We start from the raw sequence: 16,473 nt of genomic DNA, 5'->3' as shown, positions 1-16,473 counted from the left end.
TTAAACAAATAGTGATCAGAAAATGACAGCGAAATCTCTCCCAACAGGCGCGATGGCTTCTCAGGTTTCCGTAGGAAGCATCGCGCAAGTCAGGTCACGCCAATACCTAATCGAAAATGTTGAACCTCCTTCGATTCCAGAAGGGGACACAACGGTGCGCTTGGTTTGTCTCGAAGACGATGCACAAGGAGAGGAACTGGAAGTTTTCTGGGAACGGGAAATCGACGCGCAAGTGATTGGAACAGGGTCTTGGGATGTTCTTGCCCGTCAGGGATTTGATAATCCCCGTTACTTTTCGGCATATCTTCACACCTTACGCTGGAATTGTGTCACTTCCACTCAAGCTGACTTATTTCAAGCCCATATTCCAACAGTTGGGAAGTCAACCGACACCAGAACAACTATTAAACTTAAAAGTATGCGATTTAGCAATGGGAAGCGGGGCGTTTTTAGTTGAGGCTTGTCGTCAAATTGCGGATCGCCTTGTGGAAGCATGGGAACGAAACGACGCAATTTCCCCTGATACGGAAGAACCTGTTGTCATCGCTAGACGCATGGTAGCGCAACAATGTATTTATGGGGTGGATAAAAATCCCTTTGCGGTGAACTTGGCGAAACTCTCCCTCTGGCTGTTTACCTTATCGCGCGATCGCCCCTTTACCTTCCTAGATCATGCGTTAAAGTGCGGAGACTCCCTTGTTGGCTTAACCCGTAGCGAAATCGGAGAATTTGCTAAAGACCCCACCGCCGATTTACCCCTCATGCAAATGTTACAGGAAATCGAGGACGTAAAGAACTATCGCGTAGAAATTCAAGCCTCCGATACCCGCACCGATGAAGACGATACCCGCAAGCGTCAACAGTGGGAAATGGCGGAAACTCAGTTAGCAAAAGCGCGTTTTAGTGCGGATGTGGCTGTAGCTGCGTTCTTTGATGCGGAGAAGAAGACAAAAACGGCGCAGCAGGAGAAAAAAGACGAATATCAAGGAATTTTAAGAAGTGATACCAGCAAGGTAAAAGCAATTTCGCAACAGTTGCGGGAAGGGGAGACGGGAATTAAAGTGTTTAACTGGGAGATTGAGTTTCCAGAGGTTTTTGATCGCGCTAATGGCGGGTTTGATGCAATCCTTGGCAATCCTCCCTTTGCAGGTAAGAATACCACGATCGCGGCTCATGCCGAAGGCTATCCCGACTGGTTAAAAATCGTTCATCCCGAATCCCACGGTAACTCTGATTTAGTCGCCCATTTTTTCCGCCGAGGGTTTACCTTAATTAGAGAGGAAGGCGCATTGGGATTAATTGCAACGAATACCATCGCGCAAGGAGATACGCGCAGCACAGGGTTAAGATTTATTTGTAACAATGGCGGAATAATTTACAACGCCAAACGACGCTATAAATGGCCAGGAATGGCTGCGGTTGTGGTGAGTTTAGTGCATATCTTTAAGCCCAAGAAAGGAGGTTAACTGATGATTACAATGAAATGATTAAAATTGATCAACAGGGGTTTAGTGTAATTTTATAGAATTTGAAAGATGAAAGTTCAATTCACATACTGGCAAGAAAAAGACGGAAAGTTCCTTGGGTATCTCAATGACTATCCCGATCATTGGACTCAAGGAGATTCCTTAGAAGACTTGAAAGAACATCTCAAAGATTTGTATGATATCTTTTCTTCAGAATCTATTCCAGGTATTAGAAAAATTGGAGAATTAGAGGTCGCTTGAAAAGGAAAGAACTAATCAAACGTCTTGAAAAGGAAGGATGCTAGTTGCTTCGGCATGGTAGCAAGCATGACATTTACCATAATCCAAAAACTGGCAGAACACAACCTATTCCTAGACACCGAGAAATTAATGAAATTCTCGCCAAAAAGATTCTTAAAGATTTGACAGAACCTAACTGAGTAAACTTATGACTCCTTTGGCAACAGACCTACAATTAATTTTAAAACAGAGAATGAATGTTTCTGAAGACGACATCAAAGCAGTTTGTCAACGCTGGAAAATTGAGGAAATGGCTTTGTTTGGTTCAGTTTTACGAGAAGATTTTGACAAGGATAGCGATGTTGATGTTTTAGTAGTGTTTCAAGAGAAACATGGCTGGAGTTTATTTGATTTAATGGACTTACAAGCAGAGTTAGAAAATTTGTTTAAGCATCCTGTTGATATTTTGCAGAAGAAAGAATTAATTAATCCTCATCGTCGCCAAGAAATTCTCAAGACATATCAGTTAGTTTATGGAACGAAATAATCGGAATCTTGCCTCAATTTTAGATACGATATACAAAACTATCTAACAATGTAAAATAATTGATATTATGTCCTTAGAATTTACAGTACAATATCCAGAAACCTTTCCTGATGTTTTAGGAGACACCCCAGAAGAATTTGAAACAGAAGCAAAATGGGCGATGGCGGTGAAACTTTTTGAACTCAAACGGTTATCGTCAGGAATGGCTGCAATGTTAGTTGGAGTCGATCGCGTTACCTTTCTTCTTAAGTTAGCTGATTATGGTGTCCCCATGATTGATCTCCCTGATGCTGAACTAATGTCTGACTTCAAAAATAGTTAATAATACCATTTTGAATAATTGACGCTACATACCAACTCATTATTCCCCCCTTTCAAAGGGGGGTTAGGGGGGATAAACTGTAACACCTTTCAAAGGGGGGTTAGGGGGGATAAACTGTAATTAGAAACAAAATATATTCTTGCTTGTATCACTTATCGTGAGGTAGAAGAAAGATGATCAAAGAATTATTACCGCCCAATGTTCCCATTCTCTTAGATGGAAAACCCGTTGAACAAATTACCGCGTTTCTGGTGGATAAAGGGGGAAATGATGACCCCCATCAATTATTAGCCAATGAGGGGAAAAGTTTTCAGGGTAGTTATGTTTTAGGGATGGGGTTTACTTTTGATGATACTAACCCCAATGCAACCCCCATTGCAGAAATGCACCGCTTAATTGAGGAAAATCCGAAGAATCAAGAGTGCATTTTTCCTTATATTGGCGGTGAGGAGGTGAATAAAAGTCCCACTCATGCTTATTATCGCTATGTGATTAATTTTGGTGAGATGAGTGAGGAGGAGGCGAGAGAATATCCTGAGTTAATGGCGATTATTGAGGAAAAAGTTAAGCCATCAAGAATTAACTTAAAAGGTAAACCGTATCGAGAAAAATGGTGGCAATATGCTGAAAAACAACTTAGTTTATACGACGCGATCGCGCAGCGCGATCAAGTTTTAGTTTCAGCTTGCGGTGCAACAAAATATTTAGCATTTGCTTTTTTACCAGCTAATTGTGTTTTTTCTCATGCTTTAGCAGTTTTCCCCCTAGAAACTTATTCCGAATTTGCCATTTTACAATCCCGAATCCATAAACATTGGGCGCGATTTTTCAGTTCATCAATGAAAGATGATCTCCGCTACACACCCTCAGACTGCTTTCAAACCTTCCCCTTCCCAAAAAACTGGGAAACCGACCCCACCCTCGAACAAATTGGCGAAACCTACTACACCTTCCGCGCTAATCTCATGGAACGCAACAACGAAGGATTAACCGACACCTATAACCGCTTCCACAACCCCGACGAAACCGACAGCGACATCCTCCAACTGCGTCAACTCCATGATCAGCTAGATCAAGCGGTTTTCAACGCTTATGGATGGGATGATCTCACCCCCACCTGCGACTTCCTCCTCGACTACGAAGAAGACGACGACACCAGCAACCGTAAAAAACCTTGGCGCTACCGTTGGAATGACGAGTTTCAAGACGAAATCCTCGCCCGTCTTTTAGACTTAAACAAACAGCGCCACGAAGAAGAAGTCCTACGGGGAGAGAAAGGGAAAAAGACTACAAAGTCTCGTGGGAGAAAGAAAAAACAAGAGTCAAGCAATTCTCTTGATTTAGACTATTCTTAAAAGCCTATTACAGTTTAGACTATCTGCTAACGTGGAACTGTAAACATATCGCCAATGCTCAAATTCAGAAGAAGTTAACTGAAATTGGCTTCGATGCTGGATATGAACTGCCAACGATTTGTACCCCTTACGAACTAATGGGAGAATAAAAATGTGGAAAGATGAAATTTTAGAAGAACTCTACAGAATTCGAGAGGAACACGCTAAGGCGTTTAACTATGATCTACAAGCCATTTGCGATGATTTACGCCAAAAACAGAGTAGCAGCGATCGCAAAGTGATTTCACAACCTCTCAAGTGCCCTAAGCAAATCAACAAAACTTCCTAAATTGTAGAAGATGAAGTCAGATGAATCCTGAAGAATTAGACAAAAAATTTGATTCTGGGGAAGATGTGATGGAGTTTTTTGATTTATCTACTCTCAAGCACCCAGGGTTAGAAGTGAAACGAGTTAATGTTGATTTTCCACAGTGGATGGTAGATGAATTGGATAAAGAAGCGCAACGTCTTGGGATTCATCGACAAGCCGTTATTAAAACATGGATCGCGCAACAACTCGATCAGAAAAATAAATCAATCTTAACCCATGAACCAGTTTAATTATTACCCTGTTGACGCGATCATCAAATAATAATGAGCGATATTCTGAAAAGAGGATTAAATCTCGCGATTGGAATTTTTCCATGTTTCGCGATCGCGCCCAATATTAATGACTCTTAAAATGTTAAAGATTTTGAGAAGTTTGCTAGCTTAAAATATAAATATTGGCTCTGCGGTCATTATAATACTTATAAAGTAGCAAAGCATCAATAATGTCTTCCGCCGAAGTCCGCGAACATCTGATCAACAGCTTAAACCTTGACCTCATCGGACCCGAACCTGATGACGAAACCAGAAGCCAAGAAATTCTCATTAACCATACTCCCTCCCAGTGGTATCTCACAGGATTTCTCGTTCCCTATGAAGCGGATTTAGAAAATCGTTCCGATGACACGGCTAATGATGACTTTGATAGTGTAACCGATAACTCTGCTGGCGAAGACAATACCAAACCTGAAACGGCTTCAGCGCGAAAAGCCTATTTTCCTTCTTCCATTGGTCTAAGTTTTTTGCTTCCTTCCTCCGCACAACCGTTAACGGTTCATGTTGACTGGGGAGACTATTATCCCTACAAAACCGAAGAAACGCCAGAAGAAAAGACAAAAGAACTCACATTAGAGGAAAAAGAAAGCAGACTACAAACGCCCAATGACTGGCGACGCATTCCTAAACACGCAACGGTAACTGTTGATCTTGCCAACATTGAAGCCAAAAAGACGATCGCTGTTCCCAATAGCAATGGTTTAGAAATAGTTGTCTATCTGCGTTCAATAACCGCCAATACAGGATTACCTGCAAATACTCAGTCCGTCTCCCTCTTTCTCGTCAATAAACGGAATCCCCTGAAAGCAGAAGAACGGGATATGGGTTACACCTTCCAAACTCGCCTCACCATTGAGAGTAAAACCCCATTGATTCCCCGTGCTGACCGCAGTGGACATCAGCGCGATGATCCTGATTTACGCATTGCTGACCTCCAATATCGAGATGTTTGGGAATATGCAGTGGGACACAATATTTCCGTTAAAGCAATAACCCACAATGGCGCTTGTCACTGTGTCCAAACCACTTGGCTTCCCATCGCAGCCGTTGAAAAAGTCGTTGCGAGGGATATCCCAGAAGTAGAACTGGGGATGGAAACTTTAGCCAATGCGGAAGATGCAGCAGCCATTCGGGAAATGTTAAATCGTCTTCCTGCTGTGTATCAAGAGTGGATTGAACAACAACAGCAGCAGATTGAGGGTTTAGACACTCCAGATCGTCGGGAGATTGCAGAAGCGTTATTGAACAAAGCTAAAGTTGCACGCAGACGGATTCAAGAGGGAATCGACATTTTAGAGAATCCCAACGCCTTGGCAGCCTTCCAGATGGCAAACCGCGCGATCGCGCGATCGCTGCGTCAACGACTCACCCACAACACCGAAAAAGACCCCGATGAAGACATCAAACCTCCGCGCTGGCGACCCTTCCAACTTGCCTTTATTCTGACCAATCTGCGAGGAATTGTTGACCCAACCCACAGCGATTCTCCTTCGGAGACGCTGCGCGAACGCGAAGTGGTCGATTTACTCTTCTTCCCAACAGGAGGCGGGAAAACAGAAGCCTATCTCGGATTAGCAGCGTTTACCCTCGTTTTACGACGCTTAGAAAATCCTAATATTACCTCAGCAGGAATGAGCGTTCTGATGCGCTACACCCTCCGTCTGTTAACCTTAGACCAGTTAGGACGGGCAGCAACGCTGATTTGCGCTTTAGAACTGGAACGACAGCATAATCCTGAAAAATTGGGAGAATGGCCCTTTGAGATCGGGTTATGGGTGGGAATGAGTGCGACTCCTAACCGTATGGGAGAAAAAGGAAATAACAACCCTGATACTGCCCGCGCTAAGACGATCGCGTTTAAAAATGACAGCAACAATAAACCTTCTCCGATTCCCTTAGAAGAATGCCCTTGGTGTGGAGAAAAATTTCAAGCCAACTCTTTCCACCTGCGTCCCCATCCAGATAAACCAACTTCTCTCAGAATCAACTGTGTCAACCGTCAACCGCGCTGCGTCTTTAATGGCGATAATCCTCTCCCCATCATCGCAGTAGATGAGTCCATCTACCGTCGCCTTCCTTGTTTTGTTATTGCAACCGTCGATAAATTCGCTAACTTACCTTGGGTGGCACAAACGGGGGCTTTATTCGGGCGTGTTACCCATTACCATCCAGATGAGGGGTTTTATGGCGCTGCGGATACCTCCCGACAAGGAAAACCCTTACAGACATTTCTTCCCCCTCCCGATTTAATCGTTCAAGATGAGTTGCATCTTATTTCGGGACCCTTGGGGACAATGGTGGGACTCTATGAAACCGCAATCGAAGCCCTATGTAACCGCAAACAGCCAGACGGAACAGTCATTAAACCCAAAATCATTGCTTCTACAGCAACCGTGCGCCGTGCCGATCAGCAGATTCGGAACTTATTCGCCCGACAAACGGTTGATGTCTTTCCCCCACAAGGGCTAAGTCGTAAAGATTCCTTTTTTGCCCAAACCGTTCCCGAAACCGAGAAAAACGCCCGTCTCTATTTGGGAGTAGCTGCCCAAGGTCGCAGTCTGAAAGTAATCTTACTCCGAGTTTATCTCGCTCTGCTTTCCGCAGCACAACAGCAATGGGAAAAGCATAGTGGAGCAAAAAATCCCAATAATCCCGCCGATCCTTACATGACTCTCCTTGGTTATTTTAATTCCCTGCGAGAACTGGGAGGCAGTCGGCGGATTGTGGAAGACGAAGTGAAAGCACGTTTGAAAAACTATAGCGGACGGAAGCGGAAAAATGAAATCGATGTTCCTTTTGCAAATCGCACCATTGGCGATGAACCCTTAGAATTAACCTCTCGCGTTCAAACCAATCAGGTAGCAGAAGCAAAACGGCGTTTGTCTCTCTCCTTTCACGATAAAAATCATGTGGATGTCACCCTCGCCACCAATATGATCTCGGTGGGATTAGATGTAACCCGCTTAGGATTAATGGTGGTATTAGGTCAACCGAAAACGGCTGCGGAGTATATTCAAGCCACCAGTCGGGTAGGACGAGATGATGAACGCCCTGGGTTAGTGGTCACGTTGTTAAATATTCATCGATCGCGCGATCGGTCTCATTATGAACGGTTTGCCAGTTGGCATGAATCATTTTATCGAGATGTGGAAGCCACCAGTGTTACACCATTTTCTTCACGGGCGCGCGATCGGGGTTTAGCAGGAGTTACCGTGGCAATAGCGCGACTCCTCCACTCAAAGCTAACTCCTCCTGATGGTGCAGCAGCAATGGAAACCCATCGCAGTGAAGTTGATTTTGTTGCTGATATTATCGCCCAACGAGCAGAAACCCAAAAAGATAGCGCAGAGATAGCGGAAGAAGAACGCCATCAGTTAAAGGGAGAAGTGAAGGAATTGTTAGATGCTTGGAGTTATTTAGCGGGTGATTTAGGAACATTACAATATCAGCGAGAAATTAGCAGTTCTCCCCCTTTATTACGGGATTTTCTTGATCCAGAACTTGACCAAATCAGCGATCGCGAGAAGAAGTTTCGCGCCCAGCGTAGCTTACGGGATGTCGAACCGAGTGTCAATATCTGGGTACGTACTAATCAAGAAATTGAAGAGGAGAAACAAAGCTAATGCCACAGCGTTCTCGAAAAAAACAGCAAAATACTCGCCCTCATGGGGAACTGCGCCAAAGTCAACTGCTGACCTCTTACGGCGCTGGTGCAATGGTGGATTTACCCCATCAATCCATTATTATCGGGGGATTAAATCAATGGTTTGGCTATCGGGATTATCCCATTGATGAAGAACGTTTAGCACGGCGAGTGAGTGAAATTTTAGAAGTCAATCAGATTGATCTCTATGCTCCCCCTCAGTCTCAAACTGATCCCAGTCAACCTAAAACAGGAATTGGCGCTTTTATTTTTCCGAAATGGTTTGTCGCGCAAATTGAAGAAACTTACTTCTCTCGTTCTGGCAAGCGTTATCAAACTCGTCCCTTAATTCCTGAAAAGCGTCTCCTCAAAGGGAAATACGAAGACGAAAACCGTAAAAAACATTCTGTGGTTCCCGTGCGCTTTGTCCAAGCCTGTCGCAACGGTCATATTAGCGACATCGACTGGTACTTATTTGTTAATCAGGACTGTCGCAGTAATTGTCCCGCCCAACTCTGGTTAGATGAGGGCGGAACAGGAAACGATTTTGCCGATATCTTTGTTCGTTGTTCTAAGTGTAAGAAACGCCGTCCTCTGTCTGATGCCACGATTCCTGATTTTGCTGCGCTGGGATATTGTAAGGGCGAACGTCCTTGGCTAGGAGAGAATGCACAAGAACAGTGTCGTCATCCTGAAAGCAAAAAAGCAGAACGGAATCGGTTATTGGTGCGCTCTGCTAGCAATGCTTATTTCTCTCAGATTCTCAGCGTCATTTCTTTACCTGAATCCGATCAAGCTCTACGAGATGCTGTCAGTCGAGTTTATGAAGAGTATTTGAGAGAGGCTGACCAAGAAGATATCGCTTATTGTCGGCGGAAAATGTACAAGGTAAAAGAGGCTCTAGAAGGATTTACCAATGAGGAAGTTTGGCAGGAAGTCCAACGACGACAGCAAGGAGGCGAACCGCCCAAGAAGACCATTAAACAAGCGGAAATCGAAACCCTTTTATCTGCGGAGACAGTGGGAAAAGATGAACCAGATAGCGATTTCTATGCCTATGTTCGTCCTTTAGAGTCCTTACCTTCTCCCCTAGCAGGAAAGCTCGATCGCGTGATTCTTGTTCCCCGTTTACGAGAAGTGATTGCTCAAGTTGGGTTTACCCGCTTTGAACCAGCCCTCCCTGATATACAGGGGGAATTGCCCGATGAGGAATTGGAAATGACCGTAGGACGAGCGGCCCTTGATCTTGAACCAAAGTGGGTTCCCGCCATTGAACAGCGTGGAGAAGGAATCTTTTTGTCCTTTAGTGAAAATGCGATTAACGAATGGATGGAACAAAGCGCCGTGAAAGAACGGGGAAAACTGTTAAGAAAAGGATTCAAAGCCTGGTGTAAGCGTCGTAACCTTGCCGAAGACAAAGCCGAGTTTCCTGGATTGCCCTATATTATGCTCCATTCCCTCTCTCATTTGTTAATCACCACCGTTTCCCTAAAGTGTGGTTATTCTGCCAGTGCCATTAAAGAGCGCATCTATGCAGGGGAAGGCGGATATGGCATTCTCCTCTATACGGGTTCATCGGGTTCTGAGGGAACATTGGGAGGACTCATTGAAGTGGGGAAGGAGATTGAATATGACTTAATTCAGGCTTTAGAGGAAGGAAGATTATGTTCCAACGATCCCCTATGCGCTCAACATGAACCTGACAATCATCAAGAGGAGCGATTTTTACATGGGGCCGCCTGTCATGGTTGTTTATTGATTGCTGAAACATCCTGCGAACGTCGCAATGAGTTTCTTGATCGCGCTCTTGTTACAGAAACAGTAATGGGACAGGAAACCGCATTTTTTCTTCTTGATCTTGACTGCTTTTATCACCACCTGACAACAAAATGATAATTGTGTCTCCTTCTTGCCCAAAATAAACCCGATAACCAGCGCCAAATCTTATTCTCAGTTCAGTTACTCCCTCCCCGACAGATTTACAATCCCCCAAGTTTCCTAATCGAACACGGTTGATTCTTGCACGAATGATGGCGCGAGTTTTTCTATCTTTGAGGGAGTTTAGCCACTCATTAAAAGGTATGCTTCCATTCGCTCTAACATAAGTGAGAATGGTCTTTTCTTGAGCTTCCATAAGTCGCAGATTACAATGGCACTTTGCAAGGGTAGCGCGATCGTTGAAATCGATTTAATTGACTTTAATCACTCGACAGTTACAGATTTAGCAAGGTTACGAGGTTGATCCACATCTAAACCGCGTCGGGCTGCAATGTGATAAGAAAGCAGTTGTAAGGGAATGACTGTTACTAACGGCGAAATTAATTCCTCTACTTCGGGGACTGGAAGTAAGTTATCAAAGGTTTCTGCTGCTTCAGTGTCATTCATGACAGTAACGCCGATTAACCGCGCATCTCTTGCTTTTGCTTCTTGGGCATTGGATAAGACTTTCTCATAGACACTGCCAGGCATCGCGATCGAGACCACAGGAACTTTACTATCTAACAGCGCGATCGGGCCGTGTTTCATTTCCCCTGCGGGATAGCCTTCGGCATGAATGTAACTAATTTCTTTCAGTTTTAATGCCCCTTCTAGGGCAATGGGAAAGTTAATGCCACGTCCCACAAAAATAAAGTCTTGGGTTTCTAAAAAGTCGTGAGCGAGTTCTTCAATATAACGTTCTTGGCTTTCTAAAATGAGTTCAATTTGTGCGGGAAGATAGCACAAGTGATCTAAGATTTCTTTGATGCGCTCTTCAGATAAGGTTTGACGGCGATAGGCTAAGTCGAGAGCTAAACAATAAAAGCCAATGAGTTGGGCGGTAAAGGTTTTGGTGGCTGCAACCCCAATTTCGATTCCTGCATGAGTATCAATGACTTGATCCACCATTTGCCCTAAAGTGCTTTCAGGACGGTTGGTAATGCCTAATAAACGGGGCTGAAACTTGCTCTCTAGGGTCTCGCGACGACGTTTTTCTAAGTCTAAAGCGGCAAGGGTATCGGCGGTTTCTCCAGACTGAGTTACGCCAATGGTGAGAGTATTGGCTGTGATCGGCATGGGAGCATAACGAAATTCTGAGGCATACTGGACTGTGGTGGGAATGCCAACGAGTTGTTCTAAGAGATATTTTCCAACTAAACTGGCGTGCCAACTGGTGCCACAAGCAAGAATTTGAATCTGTTCTAAGTTATCGGTAAGAGTCGAGGTAAGATTAAGTTCAAGGGGAGAATGATCTGTGCTTTGTCCAGGTTGCCAGTCTTTACTGAGATAGGTTTCTAAGCAAGTGCGGACAACCCCCGGTTGCTCGTAGATTTCTTTGAGCATGAAGTGACGGAAACCCTGTTTTTCAACGACGATGGGATTCCAGTCTAGGGTACGGGGAGCTTTTTTCACGCGATCGCGCTGGGAATTATAAATTTCCACCCCTAAAGGCGTTAACTTCGCAACTTCACCGTTATCTAAAGCTAAAACCGCCCGCGTGTAAGGAATTAACGCAGGTGTATCCGAGGCACAGAAAAATTCACCTTGCCCAAAGCCAATGACCAGAGGCGCTTGTTCTCTGGCAATCACCAGTTCATCGGGATAATCCGCACCGATTACCGCGATCGCGTAAGCCCCTTTTAAGTCTTTAACCGCCTCTTGTACCGCAGCTAACAACGGAGACTCCGCCGTTTGGGTGGTTTTTAAGTATTCTGCAATCAGATGCGGAATGACCTCTGTATCCGTATCAGAGACAAACTCATGTCCTTTTTGCTTTAAGCCTTCCCGCAATTCCCGATAGTTTTCAATGATGCCATTTTGCACCACCGCCACCCGTCTCGCCATATCCAAGTGAGGATGGGCATTATATTCCTCTGGCTTACCATGCGTTGCCCAGCGCGTGTGTCCAATACCAATTTGTAATTCTTGTGGCGAAGCGCCCGCAAAGGTTTGCTCAATTTTTGAACGAAGATTGTGGAGTTTCCCTTTTGCCCGAACGCAGCGTAACTCATCTTCAAAGATGGTGGCAATTCCTGCAGAGTCGTATCCGCGATATTCGAGTTTTTCTAAGCCAGAAATTAAAATCTCTGGTGCGGTTTGGGGGCCAATATAACCGACAATTCCACACATAATTCTTTACCTATCGTTCGGACTTAAGCTATCCCTGACTCGCGATCGCGCTCTCTTGTTCCCAGATTATTGGGTGCTCACTGGTAACTCATAGCTGAGCAGGCTAGCATAGTCGATATTAAGTTAACAGAATACAGTATAGAAATCGTTTAGATGACAAATCAACCTATGGCGTATAACCTTTCTCAATTTGGGGCGCAAATGTCTCAACTCACTGGAGTGCGTGCCATCATGAAAGATATTATTGAAACGCTCCGACAAGCAGGGGAAAGAGAATTTATTAATCTCAGTGCAGGAAACCCAGTAATTATTCCCGAAGTGGAACAACTGTGGCGAGACTGTACAGCAGAGTTAATGGCAAGTTCAGAATATGGTGAGGTGGTCTGTCGCTATGGCTCGTCTCAGGGTTATGATCCCCTTATTGAAGCGATTGCGAATGATTTTAATCAACGTTATGGCTTAAATTTAACAGATCGCAATATTTTAATTACACCAGGGTCACAAGCCCTCTATTTTTATGCTGCCAATGCCTTTGGGGGTTATACCAGCGATGGCAATCTCAAGCGCATTGTTCTCCCTTTAAGTCCAGAATACACGGGCTATGGCGGTGTTAGTTTATTTAAAGAAGCACTCTTAGCCTATAAACCGACTCTTGATGTTGACGAAACAGCGCATCGTTTCAAATATCGCCCAGACTTTAATCAATTGGTTGTCAATGAAGAAAGCGGTTGTGTGATTCTGTCTCGCCCCTGTAATCCCACGGGAAACGTTATTTCTGAAGAAGAATTAACCAAAATTACAGAACTGGCTGCGCCTTACAATGTTCCAGTTATTCTTGATGCTGCTTATGCCCCACCCTATCCCGCCTTGAATTTTACCGACATGAAACCGCAGTTCGGAGGCAATTTACTCCACTGTCTTAGTTTATCAAAAGCGGGACTCCCTGGGGAACGGATTGGGGTTGCCATTGGTGATCCAGACTTGATTCAAGTTTTAGAATCATTCCAGACGAATTTATGTATTCATTCTCCTCGCTATGGACAAGCCATTGCTGCTCGCGCGATCGCGTCTGGACAATTAGGACATATTGCTGAAAATATGATTCGTCCTCACTATCAAAATAAATTCACCGTCCTTGAAGAAACCCTTGATGCTAATATGCCAAAAGATATTCCTTGGTTCCTCCATCGGGGAGAAGGAGCAATTTTCTCTTGGTTATGGCTGAAAGATTTACCCATTACTGATTGGGAGTTATATCAAGAACTGAAAAAACACGATGTAATTGTAGTTCCGGGTAGTACCTTCTTCCCAGGCTTAAAAGAAGACTGGACCCATAAACATCAGTGTATCCGCATTAGTTTAACCGCAACCAATGAAGAAATTGCTACAGGAATGCGTCGTTTAGCCAGTGTGGTTGAGAAGATATATCAGGGATCAGCAGTCGGTGTTGCTTCTAAGTAATGCTCAGACAGCTATTAATCCCCCTAATTATCCCTCATTAATGGTAGGGTGGGCAATGCCCACCTTAATCGGTGTAACTGATCAGACGAAATTTGTTATTTTTGGTGGTTATTTGTTCATCAATATAATCACAATCAACAGTAGGTTGGGTAGAGGGTAGTGAAACCCAACAACAGTAGGTTGGGTAGAGGATAGTGAAACCCAACAACAGTAGGTTGGGTAGAGGGTAATAAATCTCCTGTTTACTGATTAACATATTCAGTGACTTCCCGCAAAAATCGACTGGGTTGGTTGTGATAGCCTTTCGCATTTTGACGATAAGTTGAGAGAAATAAGCGTTTTTTTGCTCTCGTCATCGCCACATAAAATAGGTGTTTTTCTTCTTCTATTGTCTGATCGCGGATACTGTAGTAGCTAGGAAACTCATTCTCACATAACCCTGCTAAAAAAACAGTATCAAACTCTAACCCCTTCGCTTGATGAACTGTGATAATTAAAATTTGGTTGTTATCTTGAGAAACTTTATCTAAGTCTTTCGCTAATGCAATTTCTTCAAGAATATTCCGTAAAGCTGTTTCTGGATGGAACCCGAGGTTATCTTTTTCTTCAAATACCTGAACCAGCCTTTGTAAATTATCTAAACGTTTTTTCTCTTCTTGCTGATAATAAGCATATAAACCAGATTCCTCTAAAATTTGCTCTAATAAATTAGCAGATCGCCTCTCTTGACTCTTCTCTCTCCAATTTTCAACTTGCTGCGCCAGAGTTTCAAAATTATCACCATACCGATATACCAAAGCGCGACGCTCATCAGAATGTTTTTCAATCAAAGGAATTAAATATAATAGGAGTTCAACGGTTGTTCTAGCGTCATCAATCGCCTGATGAGTTGGCGATACAGGTAGATTTAAATTCTTAGCTAAAACTCCCAGACGGTAACTATCTGACTCGATAAAACGGTTAGATAAACTCCACGTATCCGCCCATTGAAACAAAGGGGGATTTAAGCCAATTCTACGAGCATGGGCTGTAATCATTTTAATATCAAATCCCACATTATGCCCAACCAATAAAGCGCCCTGTATAAAATCCAGAAACCCTCGAAGAACTGTAATCGCTGGCTGACCATTTTCTGCTAAAAAATCATCGCTATGATGATGTACATTTTGAGAGTCTCCCACAGAGACTTCGTTAGCAATATAATAATGAAATTCGTCTGTTACTTCACCTTCCACTAATTTAACCCCAGCCACTTCAATCACTTCATCTTCACTAACAGAAAGTCCAGTTGTTTCCACATCAAAAATAACAATTGTTCCTGAATAATAAGCGGTTAGTAAATGACTAAACGGATCACCATCAACAAAAGTTTCCTTAAATATCATATCGGTTAAATGAAACCCATAATCCTGTCCTTCATTAATAATATGATTAACGGTTGCGTTACCAATTCCTCGACGAGGACGTAATAAAATTCGGCGCATTGAAGCGGTATCAAAAGGATTAATAATCAAGCGTAAATAAGCTAAAGCATCTTTCACTTCTTGACGCATAAAAAATTGATACTGTTCAACTGTCACACAAGGAAGATTTAATTTTTCTAAGACATTAGCAATCAGATAAATTCGCTTATGAGTGCGAGTTAGTACAGCGATACGATTATAATCGAAATTGGGATCATGATTAGCTAGGTTTTGAATTTGTTTTCCAATCCATTCGGCTTCCTGATTTTCTTTTTCTGTTGTATAAAATTCAATTGAATCACCGACTTCACAACTTTCTGCTGGTGTAATTTGTGTATGTCTTTTAGTGAAACAATCAGCAAAAGCAGACGCAGCATTTAGTAAAGTTTTAGTAGCACGATAGTTTAAAACTAAAGAATATTCTTGGGGCTGAAAATCTTGCTTAAATTGACCAATCACTTGTTCAGGTTCAGACCCTCGCCATTCATAAATGGTTTGGTCTAAGTCACCAATCATGGCTAGATTACAACGATGAGAGGCTAAACAGTGAACAATCTCATATTCAGATAGATGAGTATCTTGAACTTCATCGACTTGGATCAAGTCAAAACGTTGTTCCCATTTTTGTCGAATGTCTGGATAGAGATTCAACATTAAGCGCACATTAAATATTAAATCCGCAAAGTCTAGAGAATGACGTTCTTGTAGAATTATTTGATATTGACTTGCTAATTCAGATTCATTTTCTCCTAGAGAGAGAAATCGCTGTTGAGGAGAAGCGTGAAAGTGATTAGTTTTAGTTTTACACTCTGCTAACTTAAAAAATATTTTTTGTGCATCTTTATCTTTTGAGACATTAAAAATATCTTTAATTAGTCCAATACAGTCAGCATCATCATAGACAACAAAATCGGCGGGTAAACCAATCTTGCGTGCTTCAATTCTTAGCATAGAAGCACATAAACCATGAAAGGTTTTAATAGTAATCTCACGAACTTCATTAGGACAACTTTGTGCTAATCGTTCTTTCATTTCTTTAGCAGCACGGTTGGTAAAAGTCAAACAAAGAATTTTCTCAGCAGGAATACCAGACTGTATAGCTTTAACGACTCTATCTGATAAAACGCGGGTTTTTCCTGTTCCCACTGGCGCAAGAACTAAAATCGCTCCCTCGATATGATTAATGATATTTTTCTGTTCAGAATTAGGCGGATATTGCGACATAAT

At 43.1% G+C, this 16,473-nt stretch carries 15 protein-coding genes; 12 read left to right on the top strand and 3 right to left on the bottom strand.

The window, feature by feature from the left end; translation table 11 throughout:
• Positions 1-22 precede the first annotated feature (22 nt).
• The 11 genes from PCC7418_RS08325 to drmB all read left to right on the top strand — a co-directional run bounded on the left by PCC7418_RS08325 (position 23) and on the right by drmB (position 10,108).
• Positions 23-457, top strand: a complete 435-nt coding sequence (locus PCC7418_RS08325) for a hypothetical protein (RefSeq protein ID WP_041596211.1) — start codon at positions 23-25, stop codon at positions 455-457.
• Positions 375-1,466: an Eco57I restriction-modification methylase domain-containing protein gene (locus PCC7418_RS08320; RefSeq protein WP_171814897.1), complete on the top strand. Its 1,092-nt coding sequence runs from the start codon at positions 375-377 to the stop codon at positions 1,464-1,466. The genes PCC7418_RS08325 and PCC7418_RS08320 overlap by 83 nt, the downstream gene beginning before the upstream one ends.
• A 69-nt stretch (positions 1,467-1,535) precedes the next feature.
• Positions 1,536-1,727 carry a type II toxin-antitoxin system HicB family antitoxin gene (locus PCC7418_RS08315; RefSeq protein WP_015225729.1) on the top strand — a complete coding sequence of 64 codons (192 nt, stop codon included), beginning with the start codon at positions 1,536-1,538 and terminating at the stop codon, positions 1,725-1,727.
• A 44-nt stretch (positions 1,728-1,771) separates the two neighbouring features.
• Positions 1,772-1,906, top strand: coding sequence for a type II toxin-antitoxin system HicA family toxin (locus tag PCC7418_RS20900; RefSeq protein ID WP_235620775.1), 135 nt, complete (start codon positions 1,772-1,774; stop codon positions 1,904-1,906).
• Positions 1,907-1,959: 53 nt separating this feature from the next.
• On the top strand, positions 1,960-2,253 hold the full coding sequence (locus PCC7418_RS08310; protein WP_216086689.1) for a nucleotidyltransferase family protein: 294 nt from the start codon (positions 1,960-1,962) through the stop codon (positions 2,251-2,253).
• A gap of 67 nt (positions 2,254-2,320) precedes the next feature.
• The gene (locus tag PCC7418_RS08305) at positions 2,321-2,575 is read left to right on the top strand and encodes a UPF0175 family protein (RefSeq protein ID WP_015225727.1); all 255 of its coding nucleotides are present in this window, start codon (positions 2,321-2,323) and stop codon (positions 2,573-2,575) included.
• A 173-nt stretch (positions 2,576-2,748) separates the two neighbouring features.
• Positions 2,749-3,930 (top strand): type IIL restriction-modification enzyme MmeI, encoded by a 1,182-nt coding sequence (locus PCC7418_RS20745; protein WP_015225726.1) that lies wholly within the window; start codon positions 2,749-2,751, stop codon positions 3,928-3,930.
• Positions 3,931-4,081: 151 nt separating this feature from the next.
• Positions 4,082-4,258 (top strand): hypothetical protein, encoded by a 177-nt coding sequence (locus tag PCC7418_RS20505; protein WP_015225725.1) that lies wholly within the window; start codon positions 4,082-4,084, stop codon positions 4,256-4,258.
• Between the two features lie 20 nt (positions 4,259-4,278).
• The gene (gene brnA, locus PCC7418_RS08295; RefSeq protein ID WP_015225724.1) at positions 4,279-4,530 is read left to right on the top strand and encodes a type II toxin-antitoxin system BrnA family antitoxin; all 252 of its coding nucleotides are present in this window, start codon (positions 4,279-4,281) and stop codon (positions 4,528-4,530) included.
• 212 nt (positions 4,531-4,742) lie between these two features.
• Complete coding sequence (gene drmA / locus PCC7418_RS08290) at positions 4,743-8,195, top strand: DISARM system helicase DrmA (RefSeq protein ID WP_015225723.1); 3,453 nt, start codon at positions 4,743-4,745, stop codon at positions 8,193-8,195.
• On the top strand, positions 8,195-10,108 hold the full coding sequence (gene drmB, locus PCC7418_RS08285) for a DUF1998 domain-containing protein (RefSeq protein ID WP_015225722.1): 1,914 nt from the start codon (positions 8,195-8,197) through the stop codon (positions 10,106-10,108). Before drmA ends, drmB begins: the two co-directional genes overlap by 1 nt.
• On the opposite strand, the gene PCC7418_RS19800 is transcribed toward drmB, so the two are convergent.
• Together PCC7418_RS19800 and glmS are read right to left on the bottom strand one after the other, a co-directional pair.
• A complete protein-coding gene (locus PCC7418_RS19800; RefSeq protein ID WP_015225721.1) occupies positions 10,026-10,349 on the bottom strand; it encodes a type II toxin-antitoxin system RelE/ParE family toxin in 324 nt (107 codons plus the stop codon). The genes drmB and PCC7418_RS19800 overlap by 83 nt on opposite strands.
• 68 nt (positions 10,350-10,417) lie before the next feature.
• Positions 10,418-12,322: a glutamine--fructose-6-phosphate transaminase (isomerizing) gene (gene glmS, locus PCC7418_RS08275; protein ID WP_015225720.1), complete on the bottom strand. Its 1,905-nt coding sequence runs from the start codon at positions 12,320-12,322 to the stop codon at positions 10,418-10,420.
• 153 nt (positions 12,323-12,475) lie between these two features.
• On the opposite strand from glmS, the gene PCC7418_RS08270 reads away from it, so the two are divergent.
• Positions 12,476-13,783 (top strand): valine--pyruvate transaminase, encoded by a 1,308-nt coding sequence (locus PCC7418_RS08270; RefSeq protein WP_015225719.1) that lies wholly within the window; start codon positions 12,476-12,478, stop codon positions 13,781-13,783.
• Between the two features lie 242 nt (positions 13,784-14,025).
• On the opposite strand, the gene PCC7418_RS08265 is transcribed toward PCC7418_RS08270, so the two are convergent.
• Complete coding sequence (locus tag PCC7418_RS08265; protein ID WP_015225718.1) at positions 14,026-16,470, bottom strand: 3'-5' exonuclease; 2,445 nt, start codon at positions 16,468-16,470, stop codon at positions 14,026-14,028.
• Positions 16,471-16,473: the final 3 nt, after the last annotated feature.

Origin of the sequence: Halothece sp. PCC 7418 (assembly GCF_000317635.1) — a bacterium.
GTDB lineage: Bacteria > Cyanobacteriota > Cyanobacteriia > Cyanobacteriales > Rubidibacteraceae > Halothece.
The sequence above is the reverse complement of the archived record's forward strand: the minus strand, read 5'-3'. Positions and strand labels throughout refer to the sequence as shown.